This window comes from Xenorhabdus bharatensis, from assembly GCF_037996705.1.
Classification (GTDB): Bacteria; Pseudomonadota; Gammaproteobacteria; order Enterobacterales; family Enterobacteriaceae; genus Xenorhabdus; species Xenorhabdus bharatensis.
In genome coordinates this window covers 17,847-41,637 of the sequence record NZ_JBBMXG010000011.1, presented here as the reverse complement: position 1 = coordinate 41,637, position 23,791 = coordinate 17,847, and the positions used below count along the sequence as shown (strand labels likewise).

16 protein-coding genes and 2 tRNA genes are annotated in these 23,791 nt (G+C 44.8%); 14 read left to right on the top strand and 4 right to left on the bottom strand.

Going from position 1 to position 23,791, the window contains the following annotated elements:
- The first annotated feature begins 69 nt into the window (after positions 1–69).
- The 12 genes from AAC855_RS11925 to AAC855_RS11870 all read left to right on the top strand — a co-directional run bounded on the left by AAC855_RS11925 (position 70) and on the right by AAC855_RS11870 (position 14,436).
- Positions 70–159, top strand: a tRNA-Leu gene (locus tag AAC855_RS11925).
- Positions 160–217: 58 nt separating this feature from the next.
- Positions 218–294: transfer RNA gene (locus AAC855_RS11920), tRNA-Met, on the top strand.
- 242 nt (positions 295–536) lie between these two features.
- Complete coding sequence (gene rimP / locus AAC855_RS11915; RefSeq protein ID WP_340609856.1) at positions 537–989, top strand: ribosome maturation factor RimP; 453 nt, start codon at positions 537–539, stop codon at positions 987–989.
- A gap of 21 nt (positions 990–1,010) precedes the next feature.
- Positions 1,011–2,519 (top strand): transcription termination factor NusA, encoded by a 1,509-nt coding sequence (gene nusA, locus AAC855_RS11910; RefSeq protein ID WP_340609854.1) that lies wholly within the window; start codon positions 1,011–1,013, stop codon positions 2,517–2,519.
- Positions 2,520–2,544: 25 nt separating this feature from the next.
- On the top strand, positions 2,545–5,325 hold the full coding sequence (infB, locus tag AAC855_RS11905) for a translation initiation factor IF-2 (protein WP_340609852.1): 2,781 nt from the start codon (positions 2,545–2,547) through the stop codon (positions 5,323–5,325).
- A 126-nt stretch (positions 5,326–5,451) separates the two neighbouring features.
- Positions 5,452–5,862, top strand: a complete 411-nt coding sequence (gene rbfA, locus AAC855_RS11900) for a 30S ribosome-binding factor RbfA (protein ID WP_099109403.1) — start codon at positions 5,452–5,454, stop codon at positions 5,860–5,862.
- Positions 5,862–6,821, top strand: a complete 960-nt coding sequence (truB, locus tag AAC855_RS11895) for a tRNA pseudouridine(55) synthase TruB (RefSeq protein WP_340609851.1) — start codon at positions 5,862–5,864, stop codon at positions 6,819–6,821. Before rbfA ends, truB begins: the two co-directional genes overlap by 1 nt.
- Positions 6,822–6,945: 124 nt before the next feature.
- Positions 6,946–7,215 (top strand): 30S ribosomal protein S15, encoded by a 270-nt coding sequence (gene rpsO / locus AAC855_RS11890; protein WP_340609849.1) that lies wholly within the window; start codon positions 6,946–6,948, stop codon positions 7,213–7,215.
- A 423-nt stretch (positions 7,216–7,638) separates the two neighbouring features.
- Positions 7,639–9,780: a polyribonucleotide nucleotidyltransferase gene (gene pnp, locus AAC855_RS11885; protein ID WP_340609847.1), complete on the top strand. Its 2,142-nt coding sequence runs from the start codon at positions 7,639–7,641 to the stop codon at positions 9,778–9,780.
- A gap of 184 nt (positions 9,781–9,964) precedes the next feature.
- Complete coding sequence (gene nlpI / locus AAC855_RS11880; RefSeq protein ID WP_340609845.1) at positions 9,965–10,849, top strand: lipoprotein NlpI; 885 nt, start codon at positions 9,965–9,967, stop codon at positions 10,847–10,849.
- Positions 10,850–11,019: 170 nt separating this feature from the next.
- Positions 11,020–12,975 carry a DEAD/DEAH family ATP-dependent RNA helicase gene (locus tag AAC855_RS11875; RefSeq protein ID WP_340609844.1) on the top strand — a complete coding sequence of 652 codons (1,956 nt, stop codon included), beginning with the start codon at positions 11,020–11,022 and terminating at the stop codon, positions 12,973–12,975.
- A gap of 576 nt (positions 12,976–13,551) precedes the next feature.
- Positions 13,552–14,436, top strand: a complete 885-nt coding sequence (locus AAC855_RS11870; protein WP_340609842.1) for a hypothetical protein — start codon at positions 13,552–13,554, stop codon at positions 14,434–14,436.
- 40 nt (positions 14,437–14,476) lie between these two features.
- On the opposite strand, the gene AAC855_RS11865 is transcribed toward AAC855_RS11870, so the two are convergent.
- The 4 genes from AAC855_RS11865 to AAC855_RS11850 all read right to left on the bottom strand — a co-directional run bounded on the left by AAC855_RS11865 (position 14,477) and on the right by AAC855_RS11850 (position 20,702).
- Positions 14,477–14,872, bottom strand: coding sequence for a hypothetical protein (locus AAC855_RS11865; RefSeq protein WP_340609840.1), 396 nt, complete (start codon positions 14,870–14,872; stop codon positions 14,477–14,479).
- A gap of 188 nt (positions 14,873–15,060) precedes the next feature.
- Positions 15,061–15,780, bottom strand: coding sequence for a two-component system response regulator BtsR (gene btsR, locus AAC855_RS11860; protein WP_340609838.1), 720 nt, complete (start codon positions 15,778–15,780; stop codon positions 15,061–15,063).
- A 2-nt stretch (positions 15,781–15,782) separates the two neighbouring features.
- Positions 15,783–17,480 carry a LytS/YhcK type 5TM receptor domain-containing protein gene (locus AAC855_RS11855; protein ID WP_340609837.1) on the bottom strand — a complete coding sequence of 566 codons (1,698 nt, stop codon included), beginning with the start codon at positions 17,478–17,480 and terminating at the stop codon, positions 15,783–15,785.
- Positions 17,481–17,648: 168 nt separating this feature from the next.
- Complete coding sequence (locus AAC855_RS11850) at positions 17,649–20,702, bottom strand: inverse autotransporter beta domain-containing protein (RefSeq protein ID WP_340609835.1); 3,054 nt, start codon at positions 20,700–20,702, stop codon at positions 17,649–17,651.
- An 898-nt stretch (positions 20,703–21,600) separates the two neighbouring features.
- Between AAC855_RS11850 and AAC855_RS11845 the strand changes: the two genes are divergently transcribed.
- Both AAC855_RS11845 and AAC855_RS11840 read left to right on the top strand, forming a co-directional pair.
- Complete coding sequence (locus AAC855_RS11845) at positions 21,601–22,572, top strand: HlyD family secretion protein (RefSeq protein ID WP_340609833.1); 972 nt, start codon at positions 21,601–21,603, stop codon at positions 22,570–22,572.
- Between the two features lie 12 nt (positions 22,573–22,584).
- Positions 22,585–23,790 carry an ABC transporter permease gene (locus AAC855_RS11840; protein ID WP_340609831.1) on the top strand — a complete coding sequence of 402 codons (1,206 nt, stop codon included), beginning with the start codon at positions 22,585–22,587 and terminating at the stop codon, positions 23,788–23,790.
- Position 23,791: the final 1 nt, after the last annotated feature.

Sequence of the window (23,791 nt, the reverse complement as noted above, 5' to 3'; positions counted from 1 at the left end):
ATTGAAGTAGGGTTGTTTATTTAAACAGTTATTATTAGCCGCTTAAGATAACAGTCCTATAAAATCAGTGCCGAGGTGGTGAAATTGGTATACACGCTACCTTGAGGTGGTAGTGCCTAAACAACGGGCGTACGGGTTCAAGTCCCGTCCTCGGCACCATTAATCTAGAAACTTGCGTTTTTAGTATTATCAGCGTAAGATTTGCCACGTTTTCGAACGCGGGATGGAGCAGCATGGTAGCTCGTCGGGCTCATAACCCGAAGGTCGTCGGTTCAAATCCGGCTCCCGCAACCACTTCTTAACAACTATGTACCTTTTCAAACAGTTATAAGCTTAGCGACCATAGAGGTATTAACCCTGATTTGACAGGTTGCTTCATGAGGTATAGTTTTGATAGGTATTACAAGAAGTTGGTTGAGACCACTGGCAGTAAACAGGGTCCAGTTGCATAAAGCCCCGCGTATCGGGGTTTTTTGTTATTTGACAGCAGAACTACTGGGCTAATATAGCCCTTTTTTTATGTCTTGGGGGTGGGCTTGTCCACATTAGAGCAAAAATTAACAGCGATGATTTCAGCACCAGTTGAAGCTTTAGGTTATGAATTAGTGGGCCTGGAGTTTATTCGCGCACGCGTATCGACACTGCGAATCTATATCGATAGTGAGGAGGGTATCACTGTTGATGATTGTGCTGATGTTAGCCATCAGGTCAGTGCAGTACTCGACGTCGAAGATCCGATCCCAGGGCTTTACAACCTGGAAATATCTTCTCCGGGGCTTGAGCGTCCACTGTTTAAGGCTGAACACTACCAGCGTTTCATGGGGGAAGAAGTCAGCCTGATGTTACGCATGGCAATGCAAAATCGTCGTAAATGGCAAGGTATTATCAAAGCCGTTGATGGTGAAATGATTACGGTTACGGTGGATGGAAAAGACGAAGTGTTCGCACTGAGCAACATCCAGAAAGCGAACCTGGTACCCCACTTTTAAAGTTCGGATGAGGCAACTAGGATGAATAAAGAAATTCTGGCTGTTGTTGAAGCGGTTTCTAATGAAAAATCTCTCCCTCGCGAAAAAATCTTCGAAGCATTAGAGATTGCACTGGCGACAGCCACCAAGAAAAAATATGAGCAAGAAATCGATGTTCGTGTCTGCATCGATCGTAAATCCGGTGATTTTGATACCTTCCGCCGTTGGATTGCGGTAGAAGAAGTCACTCAGCCTACCCGCGAAATCACACTGGAAGCGGCAAAATTTGACGACCCGGAAGTTGAACTGGGTGGTTATATTGAAGACCAGATTGAATCGGTAACTTTTGACCGTATCACAACTCAGACCGCAAAACAGGTTATCGTACAGAAAGTACGTGAAGCTGAACGCGCAATGGTCGTTGATCAATTCCGCGAACAGCAGGGTGAGATCGTGACCGGTCAGGTTAAAAAAGTAAACCGTGAGAACATTACGCTTGATCTGGGTAATAACGCTGAAGCGGTGATTTTGCGTGAAGATATGCTGCCACGCGAAAACTTCCGTCCCGGCGACCGTGTACGTGGTGTCTTATATGACGTACGTCCTGAAGCACGTGGTGCACAGTTGTTCATCACCCGTTCCCGCCCTGAAATGCTGGTTGAATTGTTCCGTATTGAAGTGCCGGAAATTGGCGAAGAGATCATTGAGATCAAAGCTGCTGCCCGTGATCCGGGTTCCCGCGCTAAAATCGCAGTGAAAACTAACGACAAGCGCATTGATCCGGTTGGTGCTTGCGTAGGCATGCGCGGTGCAAGGGTACAGGCGGTTTCCAGCGAGCTGGGCGGTGAAAGAATTGATATTGTGTTGTGGGATGATAACCCGGCACAATTTGTCATTAATGCAATGGCTCCGGCGGATGTTGCATCTATCGTTGTCGATGAAGATAACTGCACGATGGATGTTGCCGTGGAAAACAGTAATCTTGCTCAGGCGATTGGCCGTAATGGTCAAAACGTCCGTCTGGCGGCACAATTGCTGAAAAAACATCGTGGTGATGACCAGTGGGAACTGAACGTCATGACTGCGGAAGAGCTGCAAGCAAAACATCAGGCAGAAGCTCACGCTTCTATTGATACATTTACCAAGCATCTCGACATTGACGAAGATTTCGCCACCTTATTGGTCGAAGAAGGTTTCTCTACACTGGAAGAACTGGCCTATGTACCAGTTAATGAACTTCTGGCTGTAGAAGGTCTTAATGAAGAAACCGTTGAAGTTCTCCGTGAACGTGCGAAAGCGGCCTTGACAACGCTGGAACTGGCTCAGAAAGAGAGTCTTGGTGATCAGCAGCCAGCCCAAGATTTACTGGACTTGCCTGGCATGGAACGTGCTTTAGCGTTTAATCTGGCTGCCCGTGGCATCTGTACTCTGGAAGATCTTGCCGAACAGGGTATCGACGACTTATCTGATATCGAAGGACTGAATGATGAGCAAGCAGGAGAACTCATTATGGCAGCCCGAAATATCTGTTGGTTTGGCGATGATGCATAAATAAACTGTAGCAGGAAGGAACAGAATGACAGAGGTAACCGTTAAATTACTGGCAGAAGAGATCCAGACATCGGTTGAACGCCTGATCCAGCAATTCACTGATGCTGGCATTCAGAAAACCGCAACTGACTCTGTTTCCCAGAAAGAAAAAGAAGCTTTGCTGGCCCACCTGAACCGCGAACAAGGTGGTACTGGTGGCCAGCCAGGCAAATTGACACTACAGCGTAAAACGCGCAGTACACTGAACGTCCCTAGCACCGGTGGCAAAAGTAAATCGGTAGCGATTGAAGTCCGCAAAAAACGCACATATGTGAACCGTGACGCGATTGAACAGGCTAAAGCGGAAGAACAGGCGCAGCGTGAAGCGGAAGAGCAGGCTCGGCGCGAGGCAGAAGAGAAAGCGCGGCTTGAAACTGAAGCGAAGAAACTCGCGGAAGAGCAAGCTCAACGTGAAGCGGAAGAACAGGCTAAACGCGAAGCAGAAAAGCAAGCTAAACGTGAAGCAGAAGAAAAAGCCAAACGTGAAGAGGCTGAAAAGGCTCAGCGTGAGGCAGCGGAAAAAGAAAAAGTGACTACTAAGCAACATACCGAAACCAAGTCTAAATCAGTGCAAACTGAGGCAGCAGCGCAAAATGAAAAAGCGCGCCGTGAAGCTGAAGCAGCAAATTTAAAACGCAAAGCTGAAGAAGAGATGCGCCGTAAAGTTGAAGCAGAAGCAAAACGTGTAGCAGAAGAAGCACGTCGCATGGCAGAAGAGAATAAGGATACATGGTCCAACGATGCTGAAGTAAATGACAGCAGCAACAGTGACTACCACGTAACGACTTCCCGTCATGCCCGTGATGCGGAAGATGAGAATGACGCCAAAGTTGAAGGCGATCGTCGTACCCGCAGTCGCGGTGGCAAAAACACCCGCCAGAAGAAAAATAACAAACATTCTGAATCGAAAGCTGATCGTGAAGAAGCACGTGCAGTTGGCCGTACTAAAGGTAAACAGCGTAAACCTAGTGCTTTGCAACAGAGCTTTAATAAACCTGTCGTCGCTGTTAACCGTGATGTCGTGATTGGTGAAACCATCACTGTTGCTGAACTGGCTAACAAGATGGCAGTCAAAGGTTCTCAGGTTATCAAAACCATGATGAAGATGGGCGCAATGGCGACTATCAATCAGGTTATCGATCAGGAAACCGCTCAGCTGGTTGCTGAAGAAATGGGTCACAAAGTTATCCTGCGTCGTGAAAACGAGCTGGAAGAAGCGCTGATGAGTGATCGTGATACTGGTGAAACTCAGGCTGAACCACGTGCGCCTGTAGTCACTATCATGGGCCACGTTGACCACGGTAAAACCTCTTTGCTGGACTATATCCGTTCAACCAAAGTGGCTTCTGGCGAAGCGGGTGGCATTACTCAGCACATCGGTGCATACCATGTGAAAACTGAGAAAGGTATGATCACCTTCTTAGATACCCCGGGCCATGCTGCATTTACCTCCATGCGTGCTCGTGGTGCTAAAGCGACTGATATCGTTGTTCTGGTTGTTGCGGCGGATGATGGTGTGATGCCTCAGACCATCGAAGCTATCCAGCACGCGAAGGCTGCTAATGTGCCGGTTGTTGTTGCTGTTAACAAAATCGATAAGCCAGAAGCTGATCCGGATCGTGTGAAAAACGAATTGTCACAGTACGGCATCATTCCTGAAGAGTGGGGCGGTGAAACTCAGTTCATGCATGTATCAGCCAAAGCTGGCCTTGGTATTGATGAATTGCTGGAAGCTATCCTGCTACAGGCTGAAGTACTGGAACTGAATGCCGTTCACTCTGGCATGGCAAACGGTGTGGTTATCGAATCCTTCCTGGATAAAGGCCGTGGCCCGGTTGCTACCATTCTGGTGCAATCCGGTACGCTGAACAAAGGTGATATCGTTCTGTGTGGCTTTGAATATGGCCGTATTCGTGCGATGCGCAATGAACTTGGTCAGGAAGTCATGACTGCGGGCCCATCTATTCCTGTGGAAATTCTGGGTCTGTCCAACGTACCGTCTGCGGGTGATGAAGCGACTGTTGTACGTGACGAGAAAAAAGCACGTGAAGTTGCTCTGTATCGTCAGGGTAAATTCCGTGAAGTGAAACTGGCTCGTCAGCAGAAATCTAAACTGGAAAACATGTTTGCTAACATGGAAGAAGGTAAAGTCTCTGAACTGAATATCGTTCTGAAAACTGATGTTCAGGGTACATGCGAAGCAATTTGTGATTCACTGCTGAAACTGTCTACTGACGAAGTTAAAGTGAAGATCATTGGTTCTGGCGTAGGTGGTATCACTGAAACTGACGCAACACTGGCCGCAGCTTCCAATGCTATCATTCTGGGCTTCAACGTACGTGCTGATGCTTCTGCACGCCGTATCATCGAAAACGAAAGCGTAGACCTGCGTTACTACTCTGTTATCTATAGTTTGATTGATGAAATTAAACAGGCGATGAGTGGTATGCTGGCGCCAGAATACAAACAGCAAATCATGGGTCTGGCAGAAGTCCGTGATGTCTTCAAATCACCTAAATTTGGTGCGATTGCTGGCTGTATGGTGACAGAAGGTAACATCAAGCGTAATAACCCAATCCGTGTACTGCGTGATAACGTAGTTATCTACGAAGGTGAGCTGGAATCCCTGCGCCGCTTTAAAGATGATGTCAACGAAGTCCGTAATGGCATGGAATGTGGTATCGGTGTGAAGAACTACAATGATGTTCGCGTTGGCGATATGATTGAAGTCTTCGAAGTGGTTGAAGTGAAACGCTCCATCGATTAAAAACCACAATTGACCCGTTAAATTTCAGGTTGTCCCTAAGCAGGCGACAACCTGAATAAAACAGGGTAGAGATTCATTCCATTCTTGGGGGGCTTTATGCCCCCCAAAATGTCAGGAGATAAAACAATGGCAAGAGAATTCAGTCGTACTCAGCGCGTTGCTCAGGAAATGCAAAAAGAGATTGCCATCATTTTACAGCGTGAAATGAAAGATCCCCGCATCGGTATGGCAACTGTTTCAGGTGTTGAGGTTTCCCGCGATCTGGCTTATGCCAAAGTATTTGTGACTTTTCTGAATGCATTAGTGGACGGACACGATTCAGAGAAAGTTAACCTGGGTATCAAAGCACTGAATGAAGCCTCCGGTTTTATTCGTTCACTGCTGGGTAAAGCGATGCGTTTGCGTGTTATTCCTGAACTGACGTTTTCTTACGACAGTTCTTTGATAGAGGGGATGCGCATGTCAAATCTGGTGACTAACGTCGTGAAAAGTGACGAACAGCGTCGTGCTTCTACGGATCACAACGAGGAAAAATAATGGGGCGTCGTCGTAGGGGTCGTGCGATACACGGCGTACTGTTGCTGGATAAGCCGCAGGATATTTCCTCCAATGATGCTTTACAGAAAGTAAGGCGGGTCTTTAATGCCAGTAAAGCGGGCCATACCGGTGCGCTAGACCCGCTGGCAACGGGAATGCTGCCAATTTGTCTTGGTGAAGCGACTAAATTTTCCCAGTTTTTGTTGGATTCAGATAAACGTTATCGGGTTATCGCTCGTCTGGGGCAGCGCACTGATACTTCCGATTCACACGGTAAAATGATTAGTGAACGTGAAGTTCAGCTGACTGCCTCTCAGCTTGATGCAGCACTGGAAACATTCCGTGGGGATACCATGCAGGTTCCTTCCATGTACTCTGCATTGAAGCATCAGGGGAAACCGCTGTATGAATATGCCCGTCAGGGCATTGAAATTGAGCGGGAAGCTCGCCCGATTACTGTTTATGAATTACAGTTTATTCGCTGGGAAGGTGATGAGCTGGAGATGGAAATTCACTGCTCCAAGGGCACTTATATCCGCACCATCATTGATGATTTGGGTGAATTACTGGGCTGTGGCGCTCATGTTATTTATCTGCGCCGTTTGCAGGTCGCTAATTACCCTAATCACCGTATGGTGACACTGGAACAGCTCTATGAACTAAAAGAGCAGGCTGAAGAACAGCAGATTGAAGCAGGAGAGTTGCTTGATCCATTATTATTGCCGATGGATACTGCTGTTATACACTTTCCGGTTATTCAGTTGTCATCTGTTGTTGCTGCTTATTTTAAGCAGGGTCAGCCGGTTCGCAGTCAACATAGCCTGCCATCTGGCGAATGGGTGCGGGTTAATGAAGGTGATGAAAATAAATTCATCGGCATTGCTATTATTGATGATGATGGTTTGGTAGCCCCGCGTCGGCTGGTTGTAGAAACCACCGAAGATGGTGAAATGCATTAAAAGTAGCATTTATGGGGTTATCTTGCGCTTCATCTATTTGCAGCGTAGAATAATGCGCCTGTATATGAGTGGCTGAATTAGAGATCGGCACTCATCATTTTTAAACTATATTTGGAGTTATACTATGTCTCTAAGTACTGAAGCAAAAGCGCAGATTATTGCTGATTTTGGCCGTGGCGCTAACGATAGTGGTTCAAGCGAAGTTCAGATTGCTCTGCTGACTGCACAAATCAACCATCTGCAAGGTCACTTTGCAGAGCACAAAAAAGATCACCACAGCCGTCGTGGTCTGCTGCGTATGGTTGCACAGCGTCGTAAACTGCTGAACTACCTGAAGCGTAAAGATCTGGCATCTTACACCACGCTGATCGGGCGTCTGGGACTGCGTCGCTAATCGATGAGTTTCAGTGGAAAGGGGCCTATCTGGCCCCTTTTCTTCTAGAAAATGGAGATTAAGGCACTTACATTCCATTTTCTTAACTAGTTGAACCTCTTCAGTTACAGTGACTCGCGCGGCTAATGAGAGTACTTAAAAAGACATTTCCGAAAAATTTCAGGTTACACCGCAGCTATTAACGCTGTTACTTGAAAGGTAAAGGGCAATACCCTATGGATTTCGAGTTGCATCGCGGCGGCAAAGGAGTGAACTCCCTGAGCATAGATAACTATGCGACTGGGGTGAACGAGTACAGCCAACAAAGAGGCAACTTGAAAGACGACGGGTATAAGTACTGTCATTAGTCGTGAGGGTGTAGCGAAGAGAACATCCATTGTTGCTGGTGTTTAAACGTAGCAACACAAACGAAGGAATATTATTTTGCTGAATCCGATTGTTCGTAAATTCCAGTATGGTCAGCACACTGTGACCATCGAAACCGGCATGATGGCTCGTCAAGCGACAGCCGCTGTTATGGTTAATATGGATGACACTGCGGTATTTGTTACCGTTGTTGGTCAGAAAAAAGTGAAACCAGGTCAGGATTTCTTCCCACTGACTGTTAACTATCAAGAACGTACTTATGCGGCTGGCCGTATTCCAGGAAGTTTTTTCCGTCGTGAAGGCCGTCCGGGTGAAGGCGAGACCCTCGTTGCTCGTCTGATCGACCGTCCACTGCGCCCTCTGTTCCCAGAAGGTTTCCTGAACGAAGTTCAAATCATTGCAACCGTTGTTTCCGTAAACCCACAGGTTAACCCGGATATCGTTGCTATGATCGGTTCTTCTGCGGTATTGGCACTGTCTGGTATCCCGTTCAATGGCCCGATTGGTGCTGCGCGTGTTGGTTATATCAATGACCAGTATGTACTGAACCCAACCAGTGATGAGCTGAAAAACAGCCGTCTGGATTTGGTTGTGGCAGGTACAAATAATGCTGTACTGATGGTTGAGTCCGAAGCCGAACTGCTGACAGAAGAACAAATGTTGGGCGCGGTTGTATTCGGTCATGAGCAACAACAGATTGTGATTGATAACATCAACGCACTGGTTGCTGAAGCAGGTAAAGAGAAGTGGGACTGGTCACCTGAGCCGGTTAACCAGTCTCTGCATGAGCGTGTGGCTGAGCTGGCAGAAAGCCGTCTGGGTGATGCTTACCGTATCACTGAGAAACAAGATCGTTATGCTCAGGTTGATGCTATCAAAGAAGAAGTTGCCGCAATCGTTCTGGCTGAAGCAACAGAAAAAGATCTGGAACTGGAAGAGTCAGAAGTTTTTGACGTACTGGCTGTTCTGGAGAAAAACGTTGTCCGTAGCCGTGTTCTGCGTGGTGAGCCACGTATTGACGGCCGTGAAAAAGACATGGTTCGTGCACTGGATGTTCGCACTGGTGTCTTGCCACGTACTCATGGTTCATCTCTGTTCACTCGTGGTGAAACTCAGGCGCTGGTTGCAGCAACTCTGGGTACTGAGCGTGATGCACAGGTCATCGATGAACTGATGGGCGAGCGTACAGACCGCTTCTTGTTCCACTACAACTTCCCTCCATACTCTGTCGGTGAGACTGGTATGGTTGGTTCACCAAAACGTCGCGAAATTGGTCACGGTCGTTTGGCGAAGCGTGGTGTTCTGGCGGTAATGCCGAGCATTAATGAATTCCCGTATACCGTGCGTGTCGTTTCTGAAATTACTGAATCCAATGGCTCTTCTTCCATGGCTTCCGTCTGTGGTGCTTCACTGGCACTGATGGATGCAGGCGTGCCGATTAAAGCCGCCGTTGCGGGTATCGCAATGGGTCTGGTGAAAGAAGGTGAAAACTTTGTGGTTCTGTCTGACATTCTGGGTGATGAAGATCATCTTGGCGACATGGACTTTAAAGTTGCGGGTAGCCGTGATGGTATCAGTGCATTACAGATGGATATCAAAATTGAAGGTATCACCCGTGAAATCATGCAGATTGCTCTGAATCAGGCTAAAGGTGCTCGTTTACACATCCTGAGCGTGATGGAACAGGCTATCCAAAGCCCACGTAATGATATCTCTGAATTCGCACCACGCATTCACACCATTAAGATCAATCCGGACAAGATCAAAGATGTGATTGGTAAAGGCGGTTCAGTTATCCGTGCACTGACGGAAGAAACCGGTACAACCATCGAGATCGAAGATGATGGTACTGTGAAGATTGCAGCAACTGACGGCGACAAAGCCCGCCATGCTATCAGCCGTATCGAAGAGATCACTGCTGAGGTTGAAGTTGGCCGCATTTATGCTGGTAAAGTGACCCGTATTGTTGACTTCGGTGCATTCGTTGCTATCGGTGGCGGTAAAGAAGGTCTGGTACATATTTCTCAGATCGCTGACAAGCGTGTAGAGAAAGTAACTGACTATTTGCAGCTTGGTCAGGAAGTTCCGGTCAAGGTACTGGAAATCGATCGTCAGGGTCGTATCCGCCTGAGTATGAAAGAAGCAGTTGCTAATACTGCCGGTGAAGCACCACAATTACCGGAATCATCAGTAGAATAAGTTTGACGTAATGCACGGCGTCCTGTAAAAAGGGCGCGGCTTACCTCTGATATATTTCTGCTCACCTCTGGTAGGTGGGCTGAAAAATAAAGGGTAAGCCAATTTTCCGGCAGGATGCCTGAAATAAACAATGTGGGTGGAGCAACAGGGCATTCTGATTAATGTCTGACTTCGGGAGTAGGAAATGAATTTTTTTCTGCGCTGGTGTTACGTTGCAGCTATTTTTCTCCTTGTGGGATGTGGCAGCACAGGGTGGCGTAAAAATGAAGTTTTTGCTATTCCACTTCAACCGACATTGCAACAAGAGGTTATTCTGGCACGCATGGAACAAATACTTGCGAGCCGTTCTCTCAAGGAAGATGAGTATGCACAGCTTTTATATGAAAGAGGTGTGTTGTATGATAGCCTTGGGCTGAGGGCATTGGCACAGAATGATTTTTCAGTGGCTTTGTCTATCCGTCCTGATATTCCTGAAATTTTTAACTATTTAGGGATTTATTTTACGCAGGCAGGCAATTTTGATGCTGCCTATGAAGCGTTTGATTCTGTTTTAGAGCTTGATCCAACTTACAACTACGCGCGAATGAATCGCGGCATCGCATTTTATTACGGTGGCCGTTATCGTTTAGCGCAGGATGATCTGCAGGCGTTTTATCAAGACGATCCAAATGATCCCTTCCGTTCGTTGTGGTTGTACCTTGTGGAAGAGAAACTCGATCCCAGGGTTGCAATGACTAGCTTGTCAAATCGTTTTGACAAAGCGAACCGGGGGCTATGGGGCTGGAATATCGTTGAATTCTATTTAGGTAAAATCAGTGAAAAAGCACTGATGGAACGCCTGAAGCAGAATTCGACAGATAACACTTCGCTCGCTGAGCATCTCAGTGAAACTGACTTCTATTTAGGTAAACATTACCTAAGTCTGGGGGATGAGGATAGCGCGGTTGCGTTATTCAAGCTGACGGTAGCTAACAATGTCCATAACTTTGTTGAGCACCGCTATGCATTGTTGGAATTGGCGCTGCTAGGCCAAAGACAAGATGATTTATCGGAATCGAACCAACAATAGCTGACGAACATTTTCACGACAGATTTTTAAGTCCACATCTCAAGAGGTGGGGGCTTGTTTGTTCGTTTAATAACATAATTTGAGCCAGTTCACATTTTAAATGAAAATGACAGAAATTCTTTTCACTGTGTTATGTAGACTGGCCGCCACGATTAATGAGGCACCATTACATGACCACTGAGACTGAAATCTCTTTTGCTGATTTAGGGTTATCAGCACCTATTCTTTCTGCATTGCAAGACATGGGCTATGAGAAGCCCTCTCCAATTCAACAGCAATGCATTCCTCACCTGTTAAATGGTCGTGACGTGCTGGGTATGGCACAGACTGGTAGTGGTAAAACTGCGGCATTTAGCTTACCTCTACTGCATAATATTGATGCTGAGCTTAGAGCTCCACAGATCCTTGTGTTAGCACCGACCCGTGAACTGGCGGTACAGGTTGCTGAAGCATGTTCAGATTTTTCTAAACACATGCGCAGTGTGAATGTTGTCGCACTTTATGGTGGACAGCGTTATGACGTTCAGTTGCGTGCTTTGCGTCAGGGGCCACAAGTTGTTGTAGGTACACCGGGTCGTCTGCTGGATCACCTGAAGCGTGGTACGCTGGATCTGTCCAACCTGAAAGGTCTGGTACTGGACGAAGCTGACGAAATGCTGCGTATGGGCTTTATCGAAGATGTTGAAAACATCATGAGCCAGATCCCGGCAGAACATCAGACTGCTCTGTTCTCAGCAACTATGCCTGAAGCGATTCGTCGTATTACTCGTCGTTTCATGAAGGAGCCACAGGAAGTTCGTATCCAGTCCAGCGTCACCAACCGTCCGGATATCAGCCAGAGCTACTGGTCTGTTTACGGTGGTGTACGTAAAAACGAAGCACTGGTACGTTTCCTTGAAGCAGAAGATTTTGATGCAGCGATTATTTTCGTACGTACCAAGAATGCAACTCTGGAAGTGGCAGAAACCCTTGAGCGTAACGGTTATAACTCTGCGGCACTGAACGGTGACATGAATCAGGCTCTGCGTGAGCAGACTCTGGAGCGTCTGAAGAACGGTCGTCTGGATATTCTGATCGCAACTGACGTTGCTGCTCGTGGTTTGGATGTTGACCGTATTAGTCTGGTGGTTAACTACGACATCCCAATGGATGCGGAGTCTTATGTACACCGTATCGGCCGTACAGGTCGTGCAGGTCGTGCAGGTCGCGCGCTGCTGTTTGTTGAAAACCGTGAACGTCGTCTGCTGCGTAACATTGAACGCACAATGAAGCTGACAATCCCGGAAGTAGAACTGCCGAATGCAGAACTGCTGAGCCAGCGCCGTCTGGAGAAGTTTGCTGGTAGTGTTCAGCAGCAGCTGGAAAGCAGCGATCTGGATCAATACCGCGCTCTGCTGTCTAAGCTGGGCACGGGTGAAGAGCTGGATATGGAAACACTGGCAGCGGCACTGCTGAAAATGGCACAAGGTGAACGTCCACTGATCCTGCCACCAGATCCTGTTCGTCGTCCTCGTCGTGAATTCAATGATCGTGGTGATGATCGTCGCCGTAATGGCAATGGCTTCGGTGAGCGTGACCGTGGTGACAGAGGTGACAGAGGCGAGCGTGGTGATCGTCCTCGTCGTGAGCGTCGCGATGTTGGCGATATGGAGCTGTACCGCATTGAAGTTGGCCGTGATGATGGTGTTGAAGTTCGCCACATTGTTGGTGCTATCGCTAACGAAGGTGATATCAGCAGCCGTTACATCGGTAACATCAAACTGTTCGCAACTCACTCTACCATTGAGCTGCCAAAAGGGATGCCGGGAGATCTGCTGTCACACTTTACTCGTACCCGTATCCTGAATAAACCACTGAACATGCAGCTGTTAGGTGATGCACAGCCATTTGAACGTCGTGAGCGTCGTGGTGGTGGTCGTAACGGCGGTAATGGTGGTAACGGCGGTAACGGTGCACGCCGTGATCGTGACGGTTTCGGCAACGGCAATGGCAACGGTGGTGGCCGTCGCTTTAATAACAATGAACGTCGTGGTGGCGGTGAGCGCGGTTCTTTCCGTGGTCGCAGTAATGACGATTTCAACGGTGGTCAACGTCGCCGTCAGCAACCAAGCAATGGCAACGTATAATACGCTGTTGAGTGTTGTTAAGTGTTAGCGATAACACATTGAAATTTTGAATAAAAAAAGCCCTTTCTTCTTATTGGAGAAAGGGCTTTTTTGCGTATTTGTCTTTTTATTCTGTTATACACTTCGTCTTTCAAGTTGCCTCTTTGCTGGCTGCGTGTATTCCGGATGAAACTGAATCAGTTCAGGATAATCAGTTTTATGGTATTTTTACGTAAATTACCGGAAAAAGATAAAAAAATTATTCTGAAAGCGAGTTCAGATAAAGAATTTAACGACATTCTCCGTAGTTTTTTTAGGATTGAAATTAGAGTACCCAAGATGGTAGGAATAAGATTTGGTCAATATTTTAGGTTTCACTTCGGGGCTAAGTGACATACATTGTTCAATGGCATTTTTATTGGTTACACTCACTTACCCCGTTCTCTGTCACATAGTAATTCCATCTCTATCAGCTGGATTGCCGTTTTTCTTTAACTTATACACCTGAAAATAACTACTCACTTTGATAAATAATTATTTTTTTGATAACTGAATTCAATTCTCACAAGCCAGTAACTAATCATCAAGAGGGTTAAAATGTTTAAAAAATATTATAATTCACTATTAAATAACACGTTGACGGTGGAAGAGAAAAAAAACCTTGTTGCTTTAAGGCTACAAGATGTTTACCGTCAATCAGTATCAATCCGCGTTAATAATAAAATGCTTAAAAAAGGAGGGGTGTGGAATAATAATTTTTCATTACCTGGATTATCAAAAATAAATATTAAAAATCTAAAAGAAAAAGTAAAAGTAGATTCATTAACAATAGATGAAAAAGATTTTTATCAACGTTTTTTAGATGCTAAATTTTATGCTGTTCATGCAACAAATAGTCCAAAGGTGATTGATAAAGAAAGTAATTTAACTTTATTTTCAAGAAATAAACTTATTGAAAAAGGGATTTCATTTCCAAAGAAAAACACGACACTGGTTGACAGAACCTGGATTGCAAATGACGATAACGTGTTTTTCTCATTGGAAGTCGGCTTTGCACCGAGTAAAAATCCTAGAGAAAACAAAGGTAGTCGATTCGGAAATACAATATATAAAATTCCTTTCATAGCCCCTGTTTTTGATTGTGCATCTATGGTTCTTTTTGATCAGATAGAACTGGAGAACCCACGTTGTCATATTAATGGATTAAGTTCTCAAGCAAAAAGTCTGCTGGAACGTCGTTTTAAGCCCAATCCTAATGATATTTGTTTTTATGACCGAAAAGATATTTTGAATTCAATAGCGTTATCAATTATCGAGATAACTCGGAGATTCAAGGAAAAAGATAAAAAAATTATTCTTGGCGCAAGTTCAGATAAAGAATTTAACGATATTCTTCGTAGTTTTTTTAGAATTGAAATTAGAGTTCCTAATACGGTGATGATAGCACATGAAAAGTATTTCCGATTCCACTTTGGATCATGATGAGATATGCTTATCATGTTCATCATCCCCGATTATATAGCTATTTAGATCTCTGCGGATCAGTTAGTAATATTGTTTTAACTTCGGCATCGGAAAGTGCGATTTCACTTTGATGAATAACCATTTTTTTTATTCTGGATCGAGCACCACGATGCGCCACTTCCATGAGTACACGTTCTTCTACGGCACAAAGGCCGCCTTCGGATTGAGCTAGTGGGTGGACGAGCATCCGGTGCTTGCTTCCAAAGAACCTGCGAATAAGTTGCATAAGGCCATGTTGCTTAAACAACAAATGCAATTGCAGCTCTGCATCATAGAAGTCCCCAACGAGTAGGCGGGAAGTGCTGAAATTTCCTGTAATACTCAGTTCTTTTTGATTATTGAGATTTTTCAGGATCATTTGATTGGTTTTAATTTTCAGATAGAGGTCGACCATACATATTCCTTATTTTATTTTGACTTATACACTTCGTCTCTCAAGTTGCCTCTTTGTTGGCTGCGCTCACTTACCCCAGTCACCGTTTTTATAAACAAACGGTTATCTATGCTCCCGGGGATGAGTTCCCTTGCCGCCGCGACGCATTTTGAAATCCATTGTGTATAGATAGGGTGCAGACAAAATGATTAATTCAATCCCAGCGCCTCTTTGAGCGGTTTTAAATAACGGCGGCTGACGGGAATACGTGCATCATTACGTAAAACTAATTCTGCGTGACCGTTTTCTCCGAAAACAATTTCCCGCAGATGGGTCATATTGACCAGATACTGGCGATGGCAGCGGGTCAGGGGAGTGCGGGTTTCCAGCGTACGCAGAGTTAACTCTGTAAAACCTTCTTGCCCATTGGTGTTCATCACATAGACACCGCTCATGCGTGAGGTGATGTATAACACTTCATCCAGTTGCATGAGCCATATCCGGCTGTGTCCTGTGCAGGGAATATACTTAAGCTGCTCATTTTCTGGCTGTAAGTCTGCCAGATGCTGTTTCTGATAGCCTGAACGCAGTCGATGTAATGTTTTGCTCAACCGCTCTTTTTCCAGCGGCTTTAGCAGATAATCAAAGGCATGCTCCTCAAAGGCTTGTATAGCATATTCATCAAAAGCAGTGAGAAAAACGATATAGGGGCGATGCTCTGGGTCGAGCATCCCGACCATTTCCAGCCCGGTAATGCGGGGCATTTGAATATCAAGGAAAACCACATCTGGTTTCAGGCGATGAATAGCACCAATTGCTTCTACTGCATTGGCACATTCACCAATGATTTGAATATCCGTTTCTTCTGCCAACAGGCAGCGTAGATTTTCGCGGGCCAGCGGCTCATCATCAACAATCAATACATTCATATTTACGCTGTCTTATCAGTTTCTTCTTCCAATGGTAAACACAAAATGACACGGGTAAACTCTTCTGGCTGGCAATCAACACGGACACCGTAGTGCTCACCGTAGCGAAGCCGCAGTCGTTTATCTACCAGACTCATCCCAAGCCCGTCCCCCAATTTTTGTGGGCAATACAGCCCTGCATTATCTTCAATTTCAACCAATAACAGATTATTTTTCTGGTAGGCTCTAATCGTAATTCTTCCTGTATCCAGTAACTGTGATGTGCCATGTTTAATTGCATTTTCGACCATAGGTTGCAGGGAAAAAGCGGGTAATCTGGCGTAGCGCAGTGATTCCGGGATATCTATGATTATCTGTAGGCGCTCACAGAAGCGCGCTTTCTCAATCTGTAAGTAAGCATTCACATGCTCGATCTCATTTTGCAGAGTGGCAATTTCTTCCGGACGTTTCAGATTCTTGCGGAAAAATGTTGAAAGGTACTGTACGAGCTGGCCTGCCTGTTGGCTATCACGTCGTATCACGGCCTGCAATGTATTCAGGGCATTAAATAAAAAGTGAGGATTTACTTGCGCGTGAAGCAGCTTCACTTCTGATTGCAGCAAAGATTGTTTATTCCGCTCATACTGCCCGGCAAGAATTTGGGCTGAAAGCAAGCTGGCAATTCCTTCCCCTAGCGTCCGGTTGATTGAACTGAATAAGCGGTTTTTGGCTTCGTACAATTTGATTGTGCCGATGACTTGCTGATTCTCACCCCGCAAAGGAATAACCAATGCTGAACCCAGCTTACAAGTGGGGTTTAGAGAGCAGCAATAAGGAATTTCATTACCATCGGCATAGACGACCTCATTATTGGCGATTGCGCGATGTGATTGCTCCGAGGCAATGGGAGTACCCGGCAGGTGATGGTCTGAGCCAATCCCAATAAACGCCAGTAACTTATCCCGATCTGTAATTGCCACAGCACCGATTTCGAGTTCCTGATAGATGACTTTTGCCACACGCATACTGTTAATTTCATTAAACCCTTTCAGTAATATACCCTCGGTACACACTGCAATTTTCAAAGCCTGAGCAGAAAAGGCGCTGGTATATTTTTCAAAGATAGCCCGTCTGTCCAACAAGATACGGATAAACATGGCAGCGCCGATACTGTTGGCGATGATCATAGGAGCGGCAATGTTTTTTACTAACTGGAGTGCTTCATTGTAGGGGTTAGTAAACAGTAGAATAATGCCCATTTGGGCACATTCTGCAAAAAAAGTCACAATAGCCGCAGTCCATAAATTAAGTAATTTATTAATCCTGCCGCGCTTCATTAAATAAATATGGACAAGGCCGCCAAGTACACCTTCTATGATTGTTGATACCATACAGCTGAATGCTGTCATGCCACCAAGAGAATAGCGATGTAATCCCCCAGTGAATCCGACCATTGCCCCAACAGTCGGCCCACCCAGTAAGCCCCCTAATACAGCTCCGATAGCGCGGGTATTGGCGATAGAATCATTAACATTCAGGCCAAAATAGGTTCCCATTACGCAGAAAATGGAAAAGATGACATAACACATGAGCTTGTGAGGTAAGCGTACACTCACTTGCAATAGAGGAATGAACAGAGGTGTTTTACTCAACAGCCAGGCAATCACCAGATAAATACACATCTGCTGAAGAAGTAATAACACGAGGTTAAATTCATACATTTTTTTTTCACAGTAGATTTGATAATTATAAATAAATTTATACAGTTATTATCAAAGTTTGAATTTAACATCGTCAATAGAATCGCAAGAATTAATGTAGTTTTGGATGGGTAGAAGGTAATCCGCCCTTAACAGAGCGGATTTTTACTCAGGAAATGAGCAGGATGATTATATGCAGATAACGTAATCGGTCACTATTTCATTGATAACATGGGCTGTTCCGTCATCAATATTGACGGCAAAATGGGCATTTTTACCGTCTTCATCTATACCTGATGTTGAAGAACGATAAGAACGGAATTGTGGCCAGCCGTACAGATCATGCATTTCATTCTGCTGGTGGATTTGGTACAGGCTGAGCAAGTCTTCTTTTGTCGGTAATTCTTTGTGTATTTTATGGCAATACCATATGGCTCCCCGATAAATACGGCGGGGCCAGTGTTCACCATTTTCGGTGTATGTCGTCATTCCTTTCATCCCCATCTGATCCAGTTCTGCTTGTAACAGAGGTCGGCCAAAGACGCTTCCATTTGCGCCTGTCACTGTATTAGCCATATGTCCCCAGAAATTGGCATATTTAGAATCAGGGCTGGTTGCAACAGTAAAGATGACATTCTCAGTTTGCAGCGCTGAAACGCCATACCCTGCTACTTGTAACGTTGTTTTGACACCCAGACCCTGTGGATCAGTGAGGGGAAGGGATAATATGCCATTATCACCAGTGGCTCCCTGATAGTGACCGGTATTACCATTGACCTGTAGTGTAACCGCTTGATGAATGCTCTGACGATTCAGTGCCTCAGTGGTTTTTACTTCAACCGGAACATTTCTTACGGATTGGCCGTGATTGAATGCCTGTACACGCAGAGTAATTGTTTCGCCTTTTTTAGCTTTGCCAGTATTGATGGTGACTTTCAGATGATCAGCAATCCCTTTGATTTTGCCGCCTTCTGTGCCGCCATAGGCGTAATTACCCTGTTCCTGACCCATACTGGTATCAATCGTTTTTGTGTTTCCGGTAATATTAAGCCCATTTTGTGCCTGAACAACGAGTGCTTTGACTCTGCCTGCATCTTCCAGTGTCAGTGTATAAGCGGGGATTTTACCTGATTCAGTCACTGTTGAGCCTTTAGTTATATCAACATTTCCTTTATCTCCCCACACATAGCGTGATTTATCTGTATTTTCGCCATTGTTAGCATTGAAGGTATAGGTTGCTTTGAGCGTGTGGCCCATTTCCAATCGGCCTGACATTCTGACATCTTTAATAATGGGTTTATCAGGATGGAAGAAAGTGATCTCTATGGGTTTTAAATTCAGCTCTTTGAATTTAGCGGTGACGGTCAGTACACCTATTTTCTCGCCAGCAGTGAGCTGTGCTTCATAGGTGCCCGGTTGAGTTTCTTTGATTTTTCCAATCGTTGGCGCTTCGCCTGCTCCATTTAATTCGCTACTGACGAATTTGAGATCTTCAGCAGAGTCAGGAATTGGGTTGCCATTGCCATCTTTTAGTATCAATTTAAGGGTGGTACTGGAATGACCATCAGCGGACAACTCGTGATCTCTTGCTGTAAATGTGGATTTATCAACACTGGCCTCTGCTTGTAGCACCTGCACCTGAGTTTCTGCCCGTTTGGAAGCATTATCATGTTCATCATAAGCAATCGCGCTTATGGTATAAGTATTGTGACCACTATGGTGATATTTAGGTAGTGTCAGCAGGTAGAGCTTGTCGCTCTGGCGTTCAATTTTACCACCATTGGCGAGCAGGTTTGCTGCATCCCACTGAATCGCTTTCAATCCATACTTGCTGTTTACGCTAATATGAATCGGTTTTATTTCACCGGCATGACCGGAAATCAGGCTATCTAATGTCAGGCGGATAACTTCCCGTTTACGGTATTCCAGAACGATTTGGTTATTACGATCAACGAGATCGTAGCGGCTACCCTGTAGCGTATGACTGAAACCAACGGCATCAGGATTAATCTGTTTTGACCACGGAGTACCGATTTCATAATTCATTTCTAAATTGAACTGAGTATCTCCATTGCCGGACATATCCTGTTTGCGGTCGATACCGAAAGTCAGTAGCGGGATAGGGGTATAGTTAATGCCTGCGGTAAACGCGGCCGGATTTTTCCCACGGTGATCTTTATTGATTAATCCGACTTCATGACCGAAATATTGTTCATATACCAGCTTACCCCCCAGTTGTGGCAGCGCGGGGATATAACCTTGTGCTCTCAGATCGAACCCATTAGCAGGACGCTCATCATAATCTTTCAGTAAGCGAGATTCTCGCCAGTGACTTAAGCGTAAATAGCCGTTCATACCCAGTTTCAGATAATTGCGTGTATATTCTGCACCGAGGCCAAACCGGGTGTTATTTCCGGTAAAATCGTGATCCAGAAAAGCGTTGTATCCCAACATCCAGCCATCAAAAAATTGTCGCTGCCCGACACCGATATTAATGGTATTGCGTTTATCAATACGGCGTAGACCAAACTGAGTAAAATCCATTTTACTGTTGCTATCATACAGAGGCAGCAGCATATCAAGCTGACTGCCATCCAGATGACCACGTCGATCAATATTAGTCTGTACCCGTGCTGTGCCGTAATGTCCCAGCCAATTCTGGAGTTGTTGATTGGCTTCGCCTACAGCCAGATTACTTAACTGATTGATTGCGCTGTTACCTATTTTGTCACTACTCAGTATTTCTCCGATGCGAGTGGCGGAATTTGCCAGAGTATTGCCGGTATCATCAGTTTCAGAGGACTGCCCTGATACAACCTGACTTGGTTCCATTTGTCCTGATACAACCGGCTTTGATACGAATTGTGCCGATGAAAAGTAATTGAATGGTAAATACTTATTAGGCCGCGCTTTGGGAACGTTAATCTCATCACCAGCACTAAGTTCTGCAAATGGCTTATTGAACGCGTGTAACTTATTTATTTCTTTAAGTTGGTCGATGGTGAAACTATAGCGTTTAGCAATTGTGTAAATAGTTTCTCCTGGCTTCAGAATATAAGACTCTGTCGGTATCGCTATCAAAGGAGCATATTGTGAAGTCGTCGGTGTTTCAGCCATGGCGATAGTGGGAGCAAATGCGCCAGCCAGTGGAAACGAAAATTGGGCGATAATGTTTATCCAGGCTACTCGTTTCAGCGCAGCTTGCTGATTTTTTACCCATGGATCATCAAATTTTTTATACATAAATATTAAACCTGTAACAGTAAAGCGTCAGGTGATGACGATATAAAAGAATGGCAAAGTGACTTTGCCTTATTTAAGGCATCACAAATAAGCTAGTGAAAATTCTGCTAGCCCATTAATGCATGAATTATTTATCTGGCATAAATAATATATGTGGTTTTTTATTCCAGCATAAAATTATTTTTTGGTCAACACTGCTTTCTGTATTAGTCGTTTAAAATAAAAAAATGAGAGCCAGAAAAAGAATAATTAAGAGACAATCTATACCTGTTTTATTATTTTGCAACACTATGATTTTATTGGTTATATTAATTAATTCTAGCGTTTCATAGTGCTTATTTACATGAAGGGAAATTATCTGATGAAGTAATAAAATAATTCTAAATATAATGGGGTTTTTGACAATTAAATTTCTATTGCTAATTATTACTGGTTTTTGTTTTCATTTTCATTTTATTAAGCATTGCTACTTTGATTTATTATCAGAATGTATTCCAGATGCAGAGAAAATAAGAGTAGTTCCTTTATTTATAATAAAATATTAATTAATAAATTAATTTTAATTATAAAAAGTATTAAGTCAGGCAATCCGACTTTGAAAATTTATTAATTTTCTCCTGTGCCGCCCCTAAAAATTGATTAGGTATATAATGTTATAAATGATTGAGCAAAGTATTGGACTTTTGTCAATGACGAAGCGCACGAATTTCTAAAAAGGATTTATGAAAATAGTGTCACACTAGGCAACTCATCGTCATTCGATAAGAAACGGAGCATAGAGATTGGTGGCTGAAACGATAGATTAATACGTTGTCGTTTAATGAGTGCAGCTAAACTTAATGCCGTAAATCTCCGACGAGTTTTGTTCGGGTAGTATGTTTGGAGCTTACAAAACATAATGAAGAAAAGAACACTTTTCACAATATTGCTGATTATTTTTCTGACTGCAATGGCTGTACTTTTTCGTTCACATCATCAGGATTTATTGTTACAGGGAGAGGTAGACGCTCCTGAAGTCATCATTACATCCAAAGCATCTGGACGTGTAGCCGCACTTCACGTCAGGAGAGGTGACGATGTTAAAGCAGGGCAATTGCTGATCAGTCTTGATGGCCCTGAATTGGCAGCAAAAGTTGCCGCCGCTCAGGCAGCCCGTGATCAGGCCAAAGCAAAACTCGATTTATCCATCAGTGGTACACGGGAAGAGAATATCCGTAGTCTGGAAGCGGCATTTTTGCAGGCAGAATTTAGCTATAAAAATGCAAAGCGTGAATTTGAACGGCTAAACAATATTTCAGCCAAAGGCTATTCATCTGCCAGTGAACTGGATAATGCCCGAAATGCCCGCGATATTGCCTATCAGAAAATGTTGGCGGCGAAAGCAGAGCTGGACGCGGGAAAAAGTGGCGATCGTATTGAACTAAGGCAACAGTATCAGGCTGCACTGACTGAAGCGGAAGAAAAATTACAGGAATTAAAAATCCAGAGTAATGATTTACAGGTAACAGCACCTGTTGCTGGTGAAATCGGGCCACTGCCGGCAGAAGTCGGTCAGCTTTTTAATGCCGGCAGCCCATTGGCAACCCTCGTGCGTATTCCTGAAACTTACTTCGTCTATAACCTGCGTGAAGATATTCTGGCCAAAGTGCGCAAAGGTGACAAAGTTAAACTGCGTGTACCGGCGTTGGATAACAAAGAGATTGAGGCAGAAGTGCGTTATATCGCGCCAATGGGGGATTACGCGACCAAACGTGCAACCCGTGCGACAGGGGACTTCGATCTGAGAACATTTGAAGTACGTTTATACCCATCGCAACCCGTTGATGGTCTGCGTCCTGGTATGAGTGCGTTATGGCTCTGGGATCGCTAAGGTGGCAGGCGGATGAACAGAAAAGGTGGATGGTTTGGTGTTAAATGGCGTAGCGTTGGATGGAATAGTTTTAGATGGCATGCTGATGAGTGGAATATCTTTAAGCAGGCCTTTAATAAGGAACTGAAGGTTGCATCCCGTAGCCCGGTTTTTCACTGGCTGAGTTGGCTGTTTCCGTTGTTGCTGTTTATCTTAATCAGTGCCACCTTTTCGGAAGGAACACTGTTAAACCTGCCTGTTTCGGCAGTGGATAATGATCACAGTTCCTTATCACGATCGTTGATCCGCAATTTGAATGCAGCCCCCCATGCTGATATCAAAACTTATGATGGTGGTCTGGCTGAGTCATTAGATCGTCTGGGTAGCGCAGAGGATTATGCTCTGCTCTATCTTCCTTTTGATCTTGAAAAAGATGCGCTGAGTGGTAAACAGCCAACGGTGAGGATGTATTACAATGCACTGTTTTATGGTGCGGGCCGTTATGCATCTGTGGATTTCAGTGGGCTGATGGCAGAAACAAATGCCAAATATCGTGGTGTCATTGCATCTGAAATGGGGCGTCAACTCCCTCCGCTTGCCAGAGCGACTATGTCTTATGACAGTCTGTTCAATGCCAGTGGCAGCTATATTTACTATCAGCAATTCGCTGCCACCATCCACTTATTACAGCTTTTTGTTGTAACCGGTACGATTTATACCATGGCGAGAGGCAAACACCTCCTGAGCGAAAAATCTTTTGTACCGGCTTTAATCGGGAAACTGGCCCCGCATACTGTGATTTTTACCCTATTGCTGATGGTGGAAATTATGGCGCTGGTGGCGTTTTCTGATGCCAAAGTTGCAGGTAACCCACTCTATATGCCTGTGGTCGGGTTTTTCTATGTGATTGCTGCTCAAAGTATTGGCCTGTTACTGTTCACTTTTACTAACAGTGCAATAACGGCTTATACATTGATTGGGATGCTGGTGAGTATCGCAATGTCGTTTTCCGGCATGGTTATGCCAGAATTATCCATGGTATGGCCAGCAAGGCTTATTTCAAATCTGGAACCATTAACCCATGCTTTAAACGCTATGTTCGATATTTTTTTACGGGAAGTGTCATTAAAAATCATCGCTTACGTTTGCATGTTACTCGCAATTTACCCTCTGGTTTGTGCCTTACTGGTTCGCAACCGCCTGTGGAAACGGTTAAGTCAGTCTCAGGAGAGCCTATAAT